This is a genomic window from Ruficoccus amylovorans, from assembly GCF_014230085.1.
Taxonomy (GTDB): Bacteria; Verrucomicrobiota; Verrucomicrobiia; order Opitutales; family Cerasicoccaceae; genus Ruficoccus; species Ruficoccus amylovorans.
In genome coordinates, this window is sequence record NZ_JACHVB010000058.1 from 56,377 (window position 1) to 72,718 (window position 16,342).

Below are 16,342 nucleotides of genomic sequence, written 5' to 3' on the forward strand. Positions count from 1 at the left end.
CTCTAGCGACGGCGCTTCGCGACGGAGTAAACCGCCAGACCGATAGCAACAAGACCGCCCAGAAGGGAGCAGGATGCGTTCGGCTCAGGAATCACTGTCACCTGCAGGATTTGGCCATTGCCACCAGAGACCACTTCCCACTTCTCGACGGAGAAGCCATTGGTCAAGTTGTCGTCCAGCACCAAGCCCGAAGTCGAGATGCTGGTCGCAGTCAACAGATCATAGGTGCCGGCTTGGCCGATGAACCCGTCGGCGAAGTTGAGTTCAAGCGTAGAGTTGTTCAGTGAAGCCGAACCTGCGACCATGATTTCTTCGATGCCTGCCGCATTCAAATTGTAGGCAAGCACTGAGACCGGGCTGCTCAACTTGAAGTCCCCTCCGACATTGATGCTGTTGTCACCATCCCAGTTCCCCGTCACCTCAATGCGTCCCACAGTCGTCGCTGAGCTTGCCACTTCAAAATCACCGGTAACACTAAGAGTACCGCCGGAAATAGAATAAGTGCCGCCAACACTGGGGTTATCTCGGCCAATCTGTAGATTCTCACCGACCGTGAAGGCCCCACCGGTCTGCGTAATCAAGCCTTCACCTTTGCGCCCGATAAAAACGGACCCGTTGGTAACATTCAGGGCGCCACCACTCTGGATCGTGATCTGGCCGAAACCGGCCCCATTCACGGGGCTCAGATTAATCGCACCGGTTGAGCCCGCCGCGCCGGTCACGTTGAGCGTGCCGCCATTCTGGATGACCAGAGAACCAGCGCCGGCATATTGACGGCCGGCTTGCAGGTAAGTGATGGTCTGAGTCGTACTCAGTTGTGTTTCACCGCCTTTATCAAGATAGACGTTGTCTGCTGAAGTTGGCAAGCTACCGCCGTCCCAATTCGTGGGAACACTCCAGAGGCCCGTGCCTCCCGACCAGTAAACACTATCGGCACAGGCCGTGTTAGCAGCTATCGAGAATAGACCCGCAGACAGGATGCAAGCGATGAATGGGGTTTTATGTGTATCTTTCATGATTAATAATTTCAGGGTTAGGGTTTCAAGGTGATCAAATGAATGACAAGTAGCACTATGAGTGGGCGATCGTGCTTCCGCGCTCGACGAGTTCCGCCTCAAAAATCAGCTCCGCGGGTTCTGCGCCCTCGTCCATCTCGATAATCTTATCGAAGGCCTTTCTCCCCATCACCTCCATCGGCTGACTCATGGTGCTGAGGTCCAAGGTCTTGGTAAACGGAGCTCCGTCGTATGACAGCAAGGAAATATCCTGAGGGACGCGAATACCTATCTGATAAAGGATCGTGAGTAAACGGGCCGCCAATGAGTCATTATGAGCAAACACCGCCGTACAGGGACTTAAACGCTTTTTTAGCTCATTCAAATCCGGTTTGGAACTGATAATCACGGGCTCGTATACCTGAAGGCCTGCGGTCTTCAAAGCTCGCGTGTAACCTTCCTGGCGTTCCAGGTTTTGCCAACTGAGCATCCCCTGATGGTTATCCTCTGGTAGAGCCAGGGCGATATTTGTGTGCCCCAGAGATATCAGGTACTCAGTCCCCTTGGCAAAGCCGACCCGGTGGTCAACGCGTACTGTATTATAAATTTTCCAGCCTGGCATTTCCTGGTGAGGGAAAACAATGGTAGGCCGCTGGGTTTCTCGCAAAACATTGAGTGCATCAGAAGCAGCGTCATCCGGCTCGGACGGAAAGAGGATTGTTCCGTCAAACCCGCCCTGCTCCTTTAGTCGCTTGGCCAGCTCCAGCTCGTTTTTCGCCAAACCGAAATGCTGATAGAAAATCAGGCGCGTATTAAACTCGGTGGCGGCCATCCCCATCTCGCGGACGATACGGGAAGTCAGAGGCAGGTTTAAATCATTCACCAAGACTGCAATGGCGTTTGTCTTCACGGGAAGGCCCTTGGCGACAAAGGTCCCTTTATTGGGAATGCGGTAGAGTGTCTTTTCCTCAACCAACTTGTTCACCGCCTTGTTTGCCGTCATCAACGTGACCTCATAATCCTCCGCGATCTGGCGAACACCGGGGAGCATGCCCTCAAGCTTGCCTGAAAAAATCTGCTCCCGCAGGTCGTCAGCAATCTTAACGTATTTTGCCGCAACACGCGTTCGGGAAGGCAATTGCATTTCGCTTAAGGGGTGATTCATCGGAAATATACGGCTATTATATGGCATACGACCGTATACATTTCAAGCTTTTTTTCAGCTGACCATGGCAAGAGTGAAACACATCCTGAGCTTGGTTACCCGAAGATCACGCATCTGCTCAAAAAGGACGGCTGGGACGTAGGCAAACGGCTGGTGCAGCGTTTGCGCCAGGAGATGGGACTAAAGTGTCCGACCAAGAAGCCGCGCCTTCATCGGCGTGGTCCCTCGACGGGCTTGCCAACGAAAGCCACGCATCGCAACCATGTATGGACCTGCGACTTCGTGGCCGATCGCACGGCCAAGGGAGGCTCCATCCGCATGCTCACGGTGCTCGACGAGTTTACCCGAGAGTGCCTGTGCATCCATGTGGATCGCCACCTCAACGCCGCCAAGTGCGGGCCGTCATGAGCGAACTGATCAGCGCTTACGGCAGTCCCGAGCACATCCGCTCCGATAACGGCTCGGAGCTTATCGAGAAGAGTCTGCGGAGCTGGTACGCAGACGAGGGCATCAAGACCCTCTACATCGAGCCGGGCAGCCCTTGGCAAAACGGCTACATCGAATCCTTCAACGGACGGCTCCGAGACGAGTGCCTCAACCGTGAATGGTTTTACACCCTCACGGAGGCCCGCGTTGTCATCGAGGATTGGCGTTGGAAGTACAACAACATCCGCCCTCACCGTTCACTCGGACTGCTCACTCCGTTGGAGTTTGCTGCTAAATAAACCGCACCCGATCCCTTCAAAACCACCCCCCCAAGGCATGGGCTACACTCGGGCTACGCCCTCATTCCGCCCAAGCCTTGACACCCTCTACAACTTAACACTCAATCACATCATTAATCCGCTCAGACTAACTCTCAACGCGGTACAGTTTGCGTAGGCAGGTCACCGGTTAAAGTTCAGTTAAGGTAAAAACAGCGAATTGAGTAGCATTCAGTAGCATCCAGACAGGTTCCCTGTCGTTATCGAAGGCTATAAAAATTCACAAGTTGCGTAATATCAATAATTTAGGACAGAAAAGCCTTGGAGGTGGCGGGACGCCGCCCCGCTTACTTAACTCATTGATTAACAGCACCCACCCAATCCATCGTTTTTAGGGTCAAGATTCAGTTAAGGTATTTGAATCGTACGCAGTCGCATTCCATCACACAGGCCGCCGCACGCTTATGGATTGGTAGCCACAGATGGCAGGTTTATGTAATAGCGGGTATGCTTGCGCTCCCCTACTTTTCGAAACGCTCCCAGCTCCACCAAGCCCTGCAAATCACGCGTCGCTGTCGCACGCGAAGTCTTGGTGATGCTGATATAGTTCTCGGCACTGAACCCGCCCTTGAAACCATCGAGACCGGCACGGAACACCCGATCCAACGCCTTCTCCTGCCGCGGATTCAGCTGACCGGCAAGCCGCTGATACAGCCTCCCCTTCTCGATAATGAAATCCACCCGTTGCAGGCTGGTTTCCTGCGCCTTCAGGATCGTATCGGCAAAATAGAGCAGCCACTCCGTGATCTCGTTTGACTTATTGGCGGCCTCAAGCGCCGCGTAATAGGCTTTTTTCTCTCGCTCGATAGTATAGGCCAACGCAATCAGACTAGGCTGCCTCAACCCTTCGGCCATGACCTTTTCGGCAATCGCCCGTCCGATGCGCCCATTACCATCCTCGAAAGGGTGGATGGACTCAAAGTACAAATGCGCGATCCCGGCCCGAACCACGATCGGCAGCGAAGCCCTGGCTTGCGGAGCCGTGCGGTTGAACCAGCCGATAAATCCATCCATCTCAGCCTGAACCTTGGCCGATGGCGGGGCCTCAAAGTGGACGCGGGGGGCGTGATACGCTCCAGACACAACCTGCATCGCATCCTCATGCGTACGGAAAACGCCGATATCGGTCAAGTCGGTCCGTCCTTTCATCAGCATCCGGTGCCAATCGCAAAGCTTCTTGTTCGTCAACGGCACATCGAACCCCCGATAGAGATCAACCATCATTTCGGAGACTCCCTGCTCGGCCAGCGACGCCCGCCGGGCATCTGTAGCCAGCCCAAACTGGCGTCGAATCGATGATTGCAGGCTATCCCGATTGAGCATCTCGCCCTCAATCTCCGAGGTTTTTTGAGCTTCGTCGCTAATCAGCTCAATCGTCAGTTCCTGTTTTTTCTCGCCGTCGAGATGCTGGCTGGCCCCGAACAAACGCCCCGCCGACAGAAGAAAACGCTCCTCGAAAGGCTCAATCTCTTCTGCCCGATAGGTAAAATTCGGCCAATCAGCCTGCTGCCAGTTCCATTTCATGAGTTATAGAAGCAATTTCTATAACTCAAATATAGCGAAAATTATGATTTATAAAAGGCTATTTTTTGGCTCATCCGCCCATTGAATCTCACCATTTATTCTTCCTCTGGAGCAACGACGGTGGCATTCGCGAGATCATTAGCGTTCACAGAGAAAGACTGGCCGTTGCTGATTACTGTGAGCGTTTCGCCTGAGCGTGCAGTTACCGTAACCTGCTGACCCTCGCCTAGGCCTAGCACTCCGTATTCCTTCGACGTCAGCATCAACGTTTCACTCAGCTCCAATACTGCCGGTAGCGGAGTGTTCTCGGAAAAGTACTCTACCGGGTTTGACGCTTTGGGCATAGTTGGCGGGAGTAATGTCTCTGCCGTCTTAGGCTGTGGAGGTTCTTCAGCGTGCGGTTTAGACGCACTGATTTGAGCAGGTCCAGCTGCAAGTGCCTTGGGGGGCGGCGATGCAGTCGTCGCAGATTTTTTCGTCAGAGGGATTTTAGGCGGCGAGTATGCAAATATCAGCAGAATGACGCAAATTGCGGTAATGCCGATAGCGATAAAGGGAAGTTTATCGAGAGTTGGCTTCTCCTGAGATTCTTTGGATTTGTCTTCCATTCCCTCTACCGAAGGTATCTCCATGCCCGCTGCGTGAGCGCCAATGGCAGACTGCGCCTCAATGTAATCACCGATACCACGAATGGACTCGGTGATTTTTGAAAAGCTGCCAACACGGGATACGTGTAGAGCCTCATTGAGGCCGAAACGGCTGGTAAGCCGCACGTCCTCATACTCGGCAATAGGAATCGTGGGGTTGTTGGAAAAACGACGGTCGGGGCCTCCCTTTTTGTTCACATAGCGCCATGTCTGGCCGACGGTGCGTGCATCACGCGGCACGCCTTCGTCTTCAATAAAACGAGTGGTGGATATATCAATGCTCAGGCTGTCATAGGACAGGCCGCCAATATCTTTTGAATCCAAGATCAGGATGCGGTCAGGAAAGAAATAAAGAGTTTGTGAGCCGACCCGTAGCGAGGGCGTAGGAATGTTCGTTTTGACAAATGGCGGATTGTCGAAATGCACAGAAATCTGATTACGTGTCACCAGCCGATTCGCTCCGGCGTGGTATTTGGAATCGCGCACTTTCCCCACAGAGGGGATGTGCCAGATTTTCTTAGCGGACGATAGAGAGCTAAATGCCGCGTACAGATTCCGAAACACATCGACCGCATCATCCGTCAGATCATAAAAGATCAGGGTGGTCTTCCTCCGAGCATCATAGACTCGCAGCACAGAATAAAGCCCGATCGATAACAAAAGCAAAACAAGCCCGAAGACAGGTTGCGGCGCGGCAAACCCGAGGAGCGAAATAATGATCCCAGCAACCAAACCAAGAGGCGCAAAACGGATTCTCTTATGCTTATCCCGCAGTTCCTGCACAAGGGATTGAGAAGATGAGTCAACGATCTGAGCGGTCGCCTCACTATCAATTTCCAGCATAACAACACCGTCTATTGATGACGAAGCTGACGGTTCGACATGGCGAGGCGAAGGGGATGAGTCAGGGATAGGACGGGATGGCGACGGGAGAGAAGTACGGTAATAGACTCCACCTCGCCCAATGTGGACGTAATTACCCCGCGGGCCCGTTCCAACCCGGAAGCCTTTTATGCCAGCGGACACTCCTACTCCCGATTTGGAGAGATTAAAACGAACCGGTCCGAATCGTAGACTCTTGCGAATGTAAAAGGCCATACAGCGGGAAAAATACACTTTCGAGACAGGCACGGCAAAGCGCACCACAGCGAGAACAACACGTTAGCATAGATAACGTACCCCAGCATAAATCAATCATTTTATGCCAAAACCAGAGTGACAACCAGAGGTTCATACCCTAAGAAGGATGCACACAAGTCTAGCCTGCGCCACTTTACCCGTCCATGACAGCCCTATTCGAGCCCCATTTCGAGCACTCGCCCGTTCTGAAGCTTCTACGCAGCGATCATGCAGCCTTTATACTCAGTTTCCTCTACGAGTCTTTTAAGGAACACGGCAATAACCAGATTGCGGAAGAAGACCTCGAAGTCATCTTGGCCGACAACCTGAGGTATGCCCAGGAAACGACCGCTAACGCCCCCACTCAGGATGCGCGGGCTTACCTGCGCCAGTGGTGCGGGGACGACTGTGCTTACCTGAGACGGTTTTATTCGGAGGAGTCCGGATGTCACGTTTATCAGCTTACCCGCCACAGCGAAAAGGCCCTGCTGTGGATGGAAGACCTACGGCAGGGGGAAAAGCGCGGATACAGCACCTCAGAGTCCCGGTTCACGCGCATCATGACCGAGCTTCGTCGGCTCGATCAGGGCACAAATGCCGACCCGCGCGCCCGTATTGACGAGTTATTGCGCCAGCGCGATGCCCTCGATGCCGAGATCAACCGTATCCGAGAAACCGGTTCCGTGGAGACGATTTCGGAGGGAACGGTTCAGGACCTCCTGCACGATCTGGAAGGCATGCTCACGGCCTTCCTCGCCGACTTCAGGGAAATTGAGGACAATTTCAAACAGCAAGCCCGCGACCTGCACGCGCTCTACCTGGAGCAACAGGTGTCCAAGGGCGACCTGATCGAGCACGCCCTTGACGCAGACGAAATCCTCCGCAGCCGCGACCAAGGACGCAGTTATTTCGGTTTTCGCCAACTGGTCCGCTCCGTCGAGAGTCGGGAGGAACTGGCCCAACTCATCGATCGCGCCACCTCACTCGCCCGGGAACAGGGTATCGACACGCTGGTTTTTGACAATCTGCTGGCCCGTCTCTTCAATGAGGTCAGTACCGTACAGGACGCCTATCGGGGCATCTCCGGGCAATTGCGCCGCATCGTCGAGGAACAATCCGCCCGCGAGGCCCGCTACCTGCGCGATTTGCTCCGCAAGATATGCGCCCTCGCCCACCAGTGCCGGGACACCCCACCACAGGAGGCGATTTTTTCGTGGGAGGAAGCGCTGCGCTTCAATAATCTGATGGAGATGCCCTTCTGGGAACGTCCCGCCGTGAGTCGTTTCGGCGGCATCGAGGACTCCCCGCCCGGGGACGATGACTGGCAGGCCGAACTCGCCAAAATCGGTAAGCCGCTGGACTTGCCACGCTTCCGGCGGCGCGTGGAGGACGCTCTGCAACACCGCCCCCAAATAACGCTGCGCGAAATGCTGGAACTTCATCCCCTGAAGGACGGGGTCGTCGAACTGGTCTGCTACCTGATAGTGGCAACCGAACGGGAGGGCAGCCTCATCCGGGCCGGAGCCCGCGAACAAATCGACCTGTGCCGCCTGATCCAGCCGCGCTACGCCGAACTCGACCAAATCATTTTCATACGCTCATGAGTGCTTCCCTAACCCTCAGCCACGTCATCGTCCGGCTCGTCTCCGGCCCCCTCTATCAGGAAGAAACGGACCTATGGAATCGCCTCCGGATCGAGAGTGAAGCCGTCCGTCGCCACTATGCCCTGATGGGGCTGGAGGTCGTCATCGACGAGGACGCCGGGTACGCCTACCTGCGTCAGGCCGAAACCGACGAGGAAGATGACACTTCCGGCACCACCCCGCTTCCGCGCCTGCTGCGGCGCACGCCACTAGGCTTTCACCCCACCCTGCTCATGGTCCTGCTGCGCGAGCGCCTGCTGCGGCATGACCAGTCCGCTGAAGGCGAAGCCAATCTCTACCTCGACGCCGCCCAACTGGCTGACCTGCTTCGCCCCTATTATCACGCCTCCACCGACGAAAAGAAAACAGAAACGCAGATCAGCCGCGCCATTGGGCGCTTACAGGAGATCGGCATCCTGCGTCCGCTGCCCGACCGCTCAGAGACCATTTACCGCGTCGAGCCCATCCTGCGGACCAAACTCCCGATCCAAGAGCTTGAAGCCATCCGGGACCGCCTCCGGGCATATGTCGAGGACGACCCGGCGGACAGCGAAGCCCCTGACACCCCGGACGACTCCGACGAGGTCTCCCAACCGGAACAATCCGAGCCTGACGATTTAACCGCCAACGACGCCAACAACCATGGATGAGGATCAAGGCATTCTTGAATTCGCCCCCGACCGCTCCACGGCAGGTTTTCGCCTGCACGAGTTTTCCCTCTTCAACTGGGGCACCTTTCATGGCCGCATCCACACGATCAAGCCGGACGGTCGCACCGCCCTGTTGACCGGCGCGAACGGCTCCGGCAAGTCCACGCTGGCCGACGCCATCCTCACGCTGCTGATCGACAGCCGCAGCCGTAACTACAATCAGGCCTCCGGCCAGATGGACCAGAAGCGGCGCAAGAAGGAACGCTCCGAGCGCGACTACATCCTCGGGGCCTACTCCCAGATGCACGATGATGACCTCGGGCACACCCGCACGCAGTATCTGCGTAAGCCGGGCGAAACCCACACCGTGCTGCTGGCCGTCTTTTACAACGAAAACTTCAATACGTACGTCTCCCTTGCGCAGGTCCTGTGGATCAACACCAGTGGCCGCATCGATCGCGCATTTCTGGTCGAGCGCCGCGCCCTCACCGTAGCGGGAGACTTTGATAACCTCGGCAGCCCCTCCGAGCTACGCGGTCGCCTGCGCGAACGCGGACTCGACCCGATCGAGACCTTTACTGCCTACTCGCAGCGCTTCCACGAGTATCTCTATATGCCCCGGGACAAGAGCCCGATGGATATCTTCAATCAGGCGATCTGCATCAAGGACATTGCCAACCTAACCCGCTTCATTCGTGATTACATGCTCGACGACGGCGGGGCCGCTGAGAAGCTGGCCAACCTGCGCAAAAACTTTGAGGAACTACGCCTGACCTACCAGCGCATTCTCACCGACAAGGAACGGCTCACCATCCTTGACTCACTCCACAACCAGCACGAGCAGATCACCCTCCTCGACAAGGATGTCCAACGCTGGAACGCCCGCAAGGAATCCCTGCGCCTCTTCCTCGCCGATCAGGAACACGAACTGCGCAGCCGGGAACAAGAACGCCTTGAGACCCAGCACGCGACAATAAAAGCGGATATCCTGAGCGCCGATCTCCAGGCCGAGAAAGAAAAGAACCGGGCCGAGGACCTCAAAGATCAGCTCAACCAAAGCGACGAGGGCCGACGCCTGCGCGAGTTGGAAAAAAAGAAGGAGGAACTTGAAGGCCGTCTGAAGCCCTTGCAGACGCGGGCAAAGAATTTCCAGGAGAAAGCGCTCACCTGGCGAGAAGGCACCCAGGTCGATAGCGCGGGCTCTTTTGCTGCGCTCATGCAGGCCATCGGACACGAGCTTCCCGCCGTCAAGGACGCGCACGAGAAGGCGGATGGGGAACTGCGCAAGATTGAAGCCGATATGGGAAAAAAACGGGAAGCCCAAGCCACGCTCAACACCGAAGTGCGCAGCCTCCTGGACCGCCGCAACAACATCCCCAACGACTTCATCGAACGCCGCTCCCGCATCGCCAGCGCCATCGGCGTCCAGCCCGGGCAGTTGCCCTATGCGGGCGAGCTGTTGCAAGTCCATGAGTCCGAACCGGAGTGGACAGGAGCGCTGGAACGGCTGGCCCGGAGCTTTGCCTTGAGCATTCTCGTGCCCGAGTCATTACGCTGGAAAGTCGATGACTTTGTCCACCGCGAGCACCAGCGCGGGCTCGTCGTTTATCACGTGGTCAACGCCCAGGAGCGCGGCACTCCCAATCCCTTGCTCAAGGAAAACTCAGCCGCCAACAAGCTCGACATCCACCCCGACGCCGGGGAATTCCGCGCCTGGCTGGAGCGCGAGCTGAGCTACCGTTTTCCCCACGAGTGCTTCGAGTCTCCCGGTGACGCCTTTCATCGCGCCGACAGCGCACTCACCCTCAACGGACTCATCCGCCAGAAAGGGGGCGAACGCCGCAAGGACGACCGCTCCCCAATCGGCGACCGCAGCCACGACGTGCTCGGCTGGGACAATCAGGCCAAGCTCCGCGCGCTGGAGGAAAATCTCCGTGCGCTGCAACAGGCTGAACGTGAACTGGAAGTCAGCCGCAACCGCCAAAAAGAGTCCTGCGCAAAGCTTCGCAATCGCATCGACGCCGCCAACCGCCTCCCCGACATCGCCCCGCGCTGGGAAGACATCGACTGGGAGTCCGTCTCCGTGGAGATCGAGCAGGCTCGGCAGGAGATCGACATCCTCAGAAAAGGCTCGGCCGCCATCCAGCAATTACGCGATCAGTTAAAGGAGGCCCAACGCCTCGAACAAGCGGCCCGCACACGCAGCAGCGAGTTGAACCGTCAGCTCGGGGGCATCGAAACCCAGCAGGGTGCGAACAACAAAAGCCTCAATCAATGCCAGGTCTTGATCGGCGCGGCTGAGGCGGCCCGCACGGACGAGTTTGACCCGCGCGCGTATCATCGCGAGCTGGCCCGTATGCTCGCCTTCCCCATCACCTCGCTTGCCTCTCTCGACGAAGCCCGCATCGACCTGGAGAAAGAGATCGATCAAAATCGACAAACGGCCATTAGCCAGCGCAACAAACTCACGTCGTCGATCAAGCACGAGATGGAGCAATTCCTCTCGCGCCTGCAAACCGAGGACGCCCGCCTCCACGATGAGCTCGCCTCCGGTGATTTGGCGCTCCCCGGCTACAACGCCAGTCTCTACACCCCCTTCCAACGACTGCGCCAGCGCATCCTCGAAGACGACCTGCCCAAAACCGAAGATCGCTTCCGGAGGCTTCTGCATACCAACGCCATCGACGAGGTCCACAACTTCGACAATCTCCTGACCACGCACGCCGATGCCATTGAGAAACGCATCGAAAAACTCAACGGGCACCTCCGACAAATCGACTTCGACCGGCGCAAGGGAACCTACATCCAACTCGTCCCCACCCGTAGTCACGACGATGCCCAGAAGCGTTTTCGCAACCTGCGGCGGTACGCTCTGGCCAATAGCACAGAACCCCAAGACAACGATGAAAGCCGCCTGGAAACGTATAAGCACATCGAAGAGTTTCTGCGCGAGCTGGAGAAAGACGAGACCTGGACCCAGCGTGTGATCGACGTGCGTAACTGGTTCGAGTTCCGGGCCGACGAATTTAACCGCGAGACCGAGGTGCGAGAGCAGACCTATGACGGCGCGTCGGGCAAATCCGGCGGCGAGAAAAACCGCCTCGCCTCGACCATCCTTGCGACCGCCATTGCCTACCAGTACGGGATCTCTGTCAACGAGCGCCAGTCCGACACCTTCCGCCTGGTCGTGGTCGATGAGATGTTCAGCAAGACCGACGACGAGTTTTCGGAATACCTGCTGGAGCTCTTCCGGGAGTTCCACCTCCAACTCATTATCATTCAGCCGCTGGACTCGAAAATTCACCTCGTGCAGAAATACGTCGAGCGCTACCACATCGTCACGCGCTCGGGCGAAGTCTCCACCGTGCGCAACCTCACGGTACAGGAATACAGTGAGGCCATGGCAACGATCCAGGCATCATGATCACCGTCAGCCAACTGCGCGAGAAAGCGCAAAACCGCTACCGCGACGTTGTCAAAGGGCTTATCCTGGGCGAGTCGGTCTTTCCGCTCACCATCCGCATAAAACTCCCCGCCACGACCGCTCCACTGTCAACCTGGCAGAACACGAAAGCGGCTATTCGCTCACAAAGCCATGAGACCCTGGGCTACGGATACAGCGTAGATTCCAAACTCATCAACTCCGTGCGCTACGCGGAAAATAGCTTCCCGCAGCGCCTCTACTTCGCCTGCGCCGAACATTACTTCCCCTACGTCGATAAACAGGCTGAAACCGTCCGGATGCTCACCAATGCAAATACGGTGGATAAACATTTCCCCGGAGCCGCTGCCTGGGCCGCCTCGAACCTGCGCTTCCTTGACCGCCCGCCCGAGCGCTTTCAACAGGTACTCACCGTCGCCGCCTGGCTCCGCGAGCATCCGGACTCGCGCCTCTTTGCCCGACAAATCCCCCTGCCCGTCCCGACCAAACTGGTCGAGCAAGAATCCGCGCTACTGGAGTCCCTACTCAACTTTATCGCCCCGGACCTGCTGAGTGCGGAAGGAGCAAACTTCGAAGAGCGCGCTGGACTTCTAACCAAGACCAGCCTGATCGAAGTCTCCTCCCTCGACGCTGCCTGTTCGACAGGTTTTCCCTTTCAGCGTTTCACCGCCACCGGAGAGGAACTCGCCCGGGCCAAGGATTTATTTCAGGCATTTCGCCGTGTCCTCATCGTCGAAAACCACATCACCTTCCTCACGTTGCCCCCCTTGCCCGCCACCCTTGCCATTATGGGCCAGGGCTTTGCCGTGCACCGCCTGGCCCCACTCGACTGGCTGAGCGAAAAGGAGCTCTTTTACTGGGGTGACATCGACGCCGACGGCTTGCGCATCCTGGCAGGCATACGCAGGAAATTCCCCCACACCCGCGCCCTGCTCATGGACAATGAGACCCTGATAAGATGGAAAACATACCAGAACCAAGGCAGCGGCACCCTTTGGCGTGACTCTGATAGTTCCAGCGCCCTCACCCCAAACGAGCTTGATTTACTCCAACGGCTTTGCGCCGAGAATTTACGCCTTGAGCAGGAGAAAATCCCCTATGCTCACGCCAAAGAAATATTAGCCTGTCAGATTAGGTAGTGGGACTCCACGTATGGCTCAAGGCACGTCGTATGCGTCCGTTTTTCCCTCAGTCATCGTCAATTTACCACGTATTGAGCGTTTCCACAAAACCATGTATTCACCCGTGTTTTTGCACAAATGTCGGCACTCATGAAAAAAGTCCTACGTTTGTTAAATCGCTGAATTCTCCACCCCCGAATATCACCATGAGCTTCAACCACAGAGTCATTTGTAAGCATCACCAACCCACGGATGAGTATTTCTACGAAATCCATGAGGTTCATTATGGTAAAGATGGAGCCATCGAAAAATGGACGGAGCAACCCGTGAAACCTTTTGGCGAAACACTGAATGAACTGAGCGGCGAGCTTTATCTATTCCAGAAAGCTTGTCGTCGCCCCGTACTTGAACTCAAAACGGTTGATGGGAAGGAGCAATTGGTCGAGGCCAGTGAAGACCGAACGCTGAATAATTTTGATGCCTTTGAGTTCATGGACCGCTCTTACGTCGCCCTTGACCACGTTGCGACTTACCTCGGCGGACATATAATGCTCAACAAGCACCCCGAACTCAGAGAGAAGTATGAGGAAGCGGAAAAGGCCCTCAGCGAACTGCACCAAGCTGCGAGCAGCTTGGCGATGTAGCCATCAAACCACTCTGGTTGCGTCCATCTCACAGCGCGTAGCTTAGAAAGGGTACGATGGAATGCTTATTCGTCTCGGAAATGGCATTGATCGACCTTTCGCGAGACGAACTGTATAAACTAGTCTGGAGGTCTTCGCCATGAGACAGTTTCGCTCGTAACACCACGCAAATAGCTTCTTAAAAGTATCGCGACCGACTAAACGTAATAGGTGCACAATCGGTATGCCTACCCCTGGTGTTTGAGCCAAAATGGATATCGATATTCCTTTTGGCTGCTAGAATAGCCATACCCTTGGTATCCCCGCTTTTCTTCAACGATCTCAAAGCTCGGAATCGACAGCAATTCAGTCACCTGTGGATAAGGACCACCAACAGGTAACGCTTCATAATCGATAGGTCCGTCTGTCTCCGGATTGGGATACCCTTTACCCAAAGGCGAAAGTTGCGAGATAGCCCCACTCGCCCACTCTACCCATTCCCGCTGAGACTTAGTCAACTTCCCATTCTGGGAAGACTCCCAATGCCTCTGGCACGCCTCCATAAAACAACGCAACTCTTCACTTCGGGTCCACCAATAGGTTGCCTTCTCCAGATTTGAAACAATCGCTTTTTTATGTTTCTCAATCAGTATTGGATGGTTCTCGATCGCTTCCTGACGTCTTGCTTCCTCGCGCCAACGCGCTTCTTCCAAGCGGTCAAGATACCGCTCGCGCAATACAACATCCATACGGCTGGCCATATTTGGAATAATCCACTCCAGTTCCTGCTTCGGGCTTTCATTCCACACGGAACGTCCCTCTTCACGGTACTGATTACTCAGACTCAAACGCAGCCAGCCCGTCGGACGTTTCTCCCGCTTTTGATATCGCGACGAAGGAGAAGGCTCCCCAGTCTTAGGATCAATAGCGATGTATTGCTCACTGATACTTACTGACAGCGATTCTCCGTCTCGGGCATATGCGATTCCTCCATGCTCTTCGCCGACCTGAAACTCAATACCCAGCTTTTCCATGTATACGTTCAACGCATGAAAGGCTTGAGCCGCTCTCCAGGCTAGTGAGTGCGTTATTTCGGTTATCGGGAAATCAATCTCCTTTAACTCGATCCACCCCGATTCATTCTCTTTTTCGTCTTTGAGTCGTGAATGGAAGCGCCGAGCCAAATCGCTGAGTTCTCCCTCTTCTTGAGGCAAAGTCGTGAGACGCGGCAATTCGCTTGAAGCATCAGTAGGCTCTGTCCCCAGATAATCGCCCTGCTTGAATACGATTTCATCCGATAAACCTTCGGGGGCCTTGGGCAAGGCCTGCTTTGTTGTATGGTAATTGTAGCGACGCTGGCGTGACCTCCTAGAATCGTACCATTGCGTTTGAGACCCTGGCGGGTAGAACCCGACCAGAAGTATGAAACGAAAGAGATACACCGAAGAGCAAATCGTGGCGCTCCTGCGCGAGGCAGACGAAGGCCGCAGCGTGGACGATGTTTGCCGCGAGCACAATGTGAGCAAAGCGAGCTTCCATCGTTGGAAGAGCAAGTACGGACAGATGGAGCTGCGCGATGTGAAGCGTCTGAAGGAGCTTGAGCGCGAGAACGCCGAGCTGAAGAAACTGGTGGCCGACCAGCTTTTGAACATCAAAGTACTGGAGCAGGTAAACGCAAAAAAATGGTAAGCCCGGGGCACAAGCGCGAAGCGGTGCGCGAGGTGGCCGAGTCGGGAACGTGCTCGTTACGGGCCGCCTGTCGGTATCTTCGTCTGCACTGGTCGAGCTTCTGCTACCGGGCTAAAACCGCCACCGACAAGATGGTTCGCCTCGTGCGTGCGATCATCGCGGTGAGCCGGACCAACCCGCGCTACGGTTATCGTCGCGTACGAGCGCTGCTGGCCAACGAAGGCTGGCAGGTCAGCCGCAAGCTGGTACAAAAGGTACGCCGGGCTGAAGGGCTGGGCGTGAAGCCGCCGCGCCCCCGGCAACGGCGTCAGGGCAAGTCCACCGGCAAGATCCCGACCGCGGCGACGCATCCGCGGCACGTGTGGAGTTGGGACTTCGTGGCGGATCGCACCGACAATGGAGCGCCTCTGCGGGTGCTCAGTCTGATCGACGAGTTTACCCGCCAGTGCATCAGCCTGACGGTGGCTCGCGGGCTGAAGTCAGCCGACATCGTCGCGGCCTTGGACAAAGCCATCGCCAAGCACGGTGCTCCCGAGCACATCCGTTCCGACAACGGGCCGGAGTTTATCGCTACGGCGACCAAGGACTACCTGGAATCCAAACGCATCAAAACCCTCTACATCGAGCCGGGCTCGCCCTGGCAAAACCCTCACGTGGAGAGCTTCCACAACCGCCTGCAGGACGAGTGCCTCAAGCAGGAGTGGTTCCTCTCCCTGACCGAAGCGCGCGTCGTCATCGAAAACTGGCGACGCAAATACAACAGCCAGCATCCGCACAGCCGTTTGGGCTTTATATCCCCCGACGCCTTTGCCAAACTCTGGCATCAAACCAAGGCAGTGCTTGGCTCCGTTCGCCCTACGGGCTCACTGCACCAAGCACTCCCGCAAACCATAACCCAACCAACATAATCCTACCCAGCCAGCGTCTCATCGCTCTGGTACGAAAAGTGGGGGCCGACCA

14 protein-coding genes and 2 pseudogenes are annotated in these 16,342 nt (G+C 56.1%); 10 read left to right on the top strand and 6 right to left on the bottom strand.

The features are described from left to right. Window positions 1–2: 2 nt before the first annotated feature. On the bottom strand, window positions 3–1,016 hold the full coding sequence (locus tag H5P28_RS16840) for a hypothetical protein (RefSeq protein ID WP_185676862.1): 1,014 nt from the start codon (window positions 1,014–1,016) through the stop codon (window positions 3–5). Window positions 1,017–1,071: 55 nt separating this feature from the next. Beyond that, window positions 1,072–2,160: a GntR family transcriptional regulator gene (locus H5P28_RS16845; RefSeq protein WP_246456474.1), complete on the bottom strand. Its 1,089-nt coding sequence runs from the start codon at window positions 2,158–2,160 to the stop codon at window positions 1,072–1,074. Here H5P28_RS16845 and H5P28_RS20150 point away from each other — a divergent pair. The 3 genes and pseudogenes from H5P28_RS20150 to H5P28_RS16855 all read left to right on the top strand — a co-directional run. Next, window positions 2,152–2,355 (top strand): annotated as a pseudogene (locus tag H5P28_RS20150) (IS3 family transposase); the annotation flags it as partial. The gene H5P28_RS16845 and the pseudogene H5P28_RS20150 overlap by 9 nt on opposite strands. Before the next feature lie 39 nt (window positions 2,356–2,394). Then, a complete protein-coding gene (locus H5P28_RS19810; protein WP_246456477.1) occupies window positions 2,395–2,568 on the top strand; it encodes a DDE-type integrase/transposase/recombinase in 174 nt (57 codons plus the stop codon). Further along, entirely contained in the window at window positions 2,565–2,885 is a 321-nt protein-coding gene (locus tag H5P28_RS16855; RefSeq protein ID WP_221773466.1) for an integrase core domain-containing protein, read from the top strand. Before H5P28_RS19810 ends, H5P28_RS16855 begins: the two co-directional genes overlap by 4 nt. Before the next feature lie 441 nt (window positions 2,886–3,326). Here H5P28_RS16855 and H5P28_RS16860 read toward each other — a convergent pair whose 3' ends face one another. From H5P28_RS16860 to H5P28_RS20155, 3 genes and pseudogenes are all read right to left on the bottom strand, one after another. Then, window positions 3,327–4,448, bottom strand: a complete 1,122-nt coding sequence (locus H5P28_RS16860; protein WP_185676866.1) for a Fic family protein — start codon at window positions 4,446–4,448, stop codon at window positions 3,327–3,329. Window positions 4,449–4,543: 95 nt separating this feature from the next. Continuing rightward, a complete protein-coding gene (locus tag H5P28_RS16865) occupies window positions 4,544–5,938 on the bottom strand; it encodes a hypothetical protein (protein WP_246456482.1) in 1,395 nt (464 codons plus the stop codon). 108 nt (window positions 5,939–6,046) lie between these two features. Beyond that, window positions 6,047–6,193, bottom strand: a pseudogene (locus tag H5P28_RS20155) (DUF4236 domain-containing protein); the annotation flags it as partial. A 185-nt stretch (window positions 6,194–6,378) separates the two neighbouring features. Here H5P28_RS20155 and H5P28_RS16870 point away from each other — a divergent pair. The 5 genes from H5P28_RS16870 (at window position 6,379) to H5P28_RS16890 (ending at window position 13,714) form a co-directional block, all read left to right on the top strand. Beyond that, window positions 6,379–7,818, top strand: coding sequence for a DUF3375 family protein (locus tag H5P28_RS16870; RefSeq protein ID WP_185676868.1), 1,440 nt, complete (start codon window positions 6,379–6,381; stop codon window positions 7,816–7,818). Then, window positions 7,815–8,507 (top strand): DUF4194 domain-containing protein, encoded by a 693-nt coding sequence (locus H5P28_RS16875; RefSeq protein ID WP_185676869.1) that lies wholly within the window; start codon window positions 7,815–7,817, stop codon window positions 8,505–8,507. Before H5P28_RS16870 ends, H5P28_RS16875 begins: the two co-directional genes overlap by 4 nt. Beyond that, entirely contained in the window at window positions 8,500–11,931 is a 3,432-nt protein-coding gene (locus tag H5P28_RS16880; RefSeq protein WP_185676870.1) for an ATP-binding protein, read from the top strand. Before H5P28_RS16875 ends, H5P28_RS16880 begins: the two co-directional genes overlap by 8 nt. Continuing rightward, a complete protein-coding gene (locus H5P28_RS16885) occupies window positions 11,928–13,088 on the top strand; it encodes a DUF3322 and DUF2220 domain-containing protein (protein ID WP_185676871.1) in 1,161 nt (386 codons plus the stop codon). Before H5P28_RS16880 ends, H5P28_RS16885 begins: the two co-directional genes overlap by 4 nt. Before the next feature lie 188 nt (window positions 13,089–13,276). Beyond that, entirely contained in the window at window positions 13,277–13,714 is a 438-nt protein-coding gene (locus H5P28_RS16890; protein ID WP_185676872.1) for a hypothetical protein, read from the top strand. Window positions 13,715–13,941: 227 nt separating this feature from the next. On the opposite strand, the gene H5P28_RS16895 is transcribed toward H5P28_RS16890, so the two are convergent. Next, entirely contained in the window at window positions 13,942–15,015 is a 1,074-nt protein-coding gene (locus H5P28_RS16895; protein ID WP_185676873.1) for a hypothetical protein, read from the bottom strand. Between the two features lie 100 nt (window positions 15,016–15,115). Here H5P28_RS16895 and H5P28_RS16900 point away from each other — a divergent pair, with 100 nt between their 5' ends. Further along, on the top strand, window positions 15,116–15,382 hold the full coding sequence (locus H5P28_RS16900; RefSeq protein WP_185673679.1) for a transposase: 267 nt from the start codon (window positions 15,116–15,118) through the stop codon (window positions 15,380–15,382). Next, on the top strand, window positions 15,376–16,290 hold the full coding sequence (locus tag H5P28_RS16905; protein WP_185673678.1) for an IS3 family transposase: 915 nt from the start codon (window positions 15,376–15,378) through the stop codon (window positions 16,288–16,290). The genes H5P28_RS16900 and H5P28_RS16905 overlap by 7 nt, the downstream gene beginning before the upstream one ends. Window positions 16,291–16,342: the final 52 nt, after the last annotated feature.

Excerpts from the sequence above, each read along its gene's own strand:
- H5P28_RS16840 (WP_185676862.1), bottom strand. The coding sequence starts at position 1,016 with ATGAAAGATACACATAAAACCCCATTCATCGCTTGCATCCTGTCTGCG.
- H5P28_RS16845 (WP_246456474.1), bottom strand. The coding sequence starts at position 2,160 with ATGAATCACCCCTTAAGCGAAATGCAATTGCCTTCCCGAACGCGTGTT.
- H5P28_RS16855 (WP_221773466.1), top strand. The coding sequence starts at position 2,565 with ATGAGCGAACTGATCAGCGCTTACGGCAGTCCCGAGCACATCCGCTCC.
- H5P28_RS16860 (WP_185676866.1), bottom strand. The coding sequence starts at position 4,448 with ATGAAATGGAACTGGCAGCAGGCTGATTGGCCGAATTTTACCTATCGG.
- H5P28_RS16865 (WP_246456482.1), bottom strand. The coding sequence starts at position 5,938 with ATGCTGGAAATTGATAGTGAGGCGACCGCTCAGATCGTTGACTCATCT.
- H5P28_RS16870 (WP_185676868.1), top strand. The coding sequence starts at position 6,379 with ATGACAGCCCTATTCGAGCCCCATTTCGAGCACTCGCCCGTTCTGAAG.
- H5P28_RS16875 (WP_185676869.1), top strand. The coding sequence starts at position 7,815 with ATGAGTGCTTCCCTAACCCTCAGCCACGTCATCGTCCGGCTCGTCTCC.
- H5P28_RS16880 (WP_185676870.1), top strand. The coding sequence starts at position 8,500 with ATGGATGAGGATCAAGGCATTCTTGAATTCGCCCCCGACCGCTCCACG.
- H5P28_RS16885 (WP_185676871.1), top strand. The coding sequence starts at position 11,928 with ATGATCACCGTCAGCCAACTGCGCGAGAAAGCGCAAAACCGCTACCGC.
- H5P28_RS16890 (WP_185676872.1), top strand. The coding sequence starts at position 13,277 with ATGAGCTTCAACCACAGAGTCATTTGTAAGCATCACCAACCCACGGAT.
- H5P28_RS16900 (WP_185673679.1), top strand. The coding sequence starts at position 15,116 with ATGAAACGAAAGAGATACACCGAAGAGCAAATCGTGGCGCTCCTGCGC.
- H5P28_RS16905 (WP_185673678.1), top strand. The coding sequence starts at position 15,376 with ATGGTAAGCCCGGGGCACAAGCGCGAAGCGGTGCGCGAGGTGGCCGAG.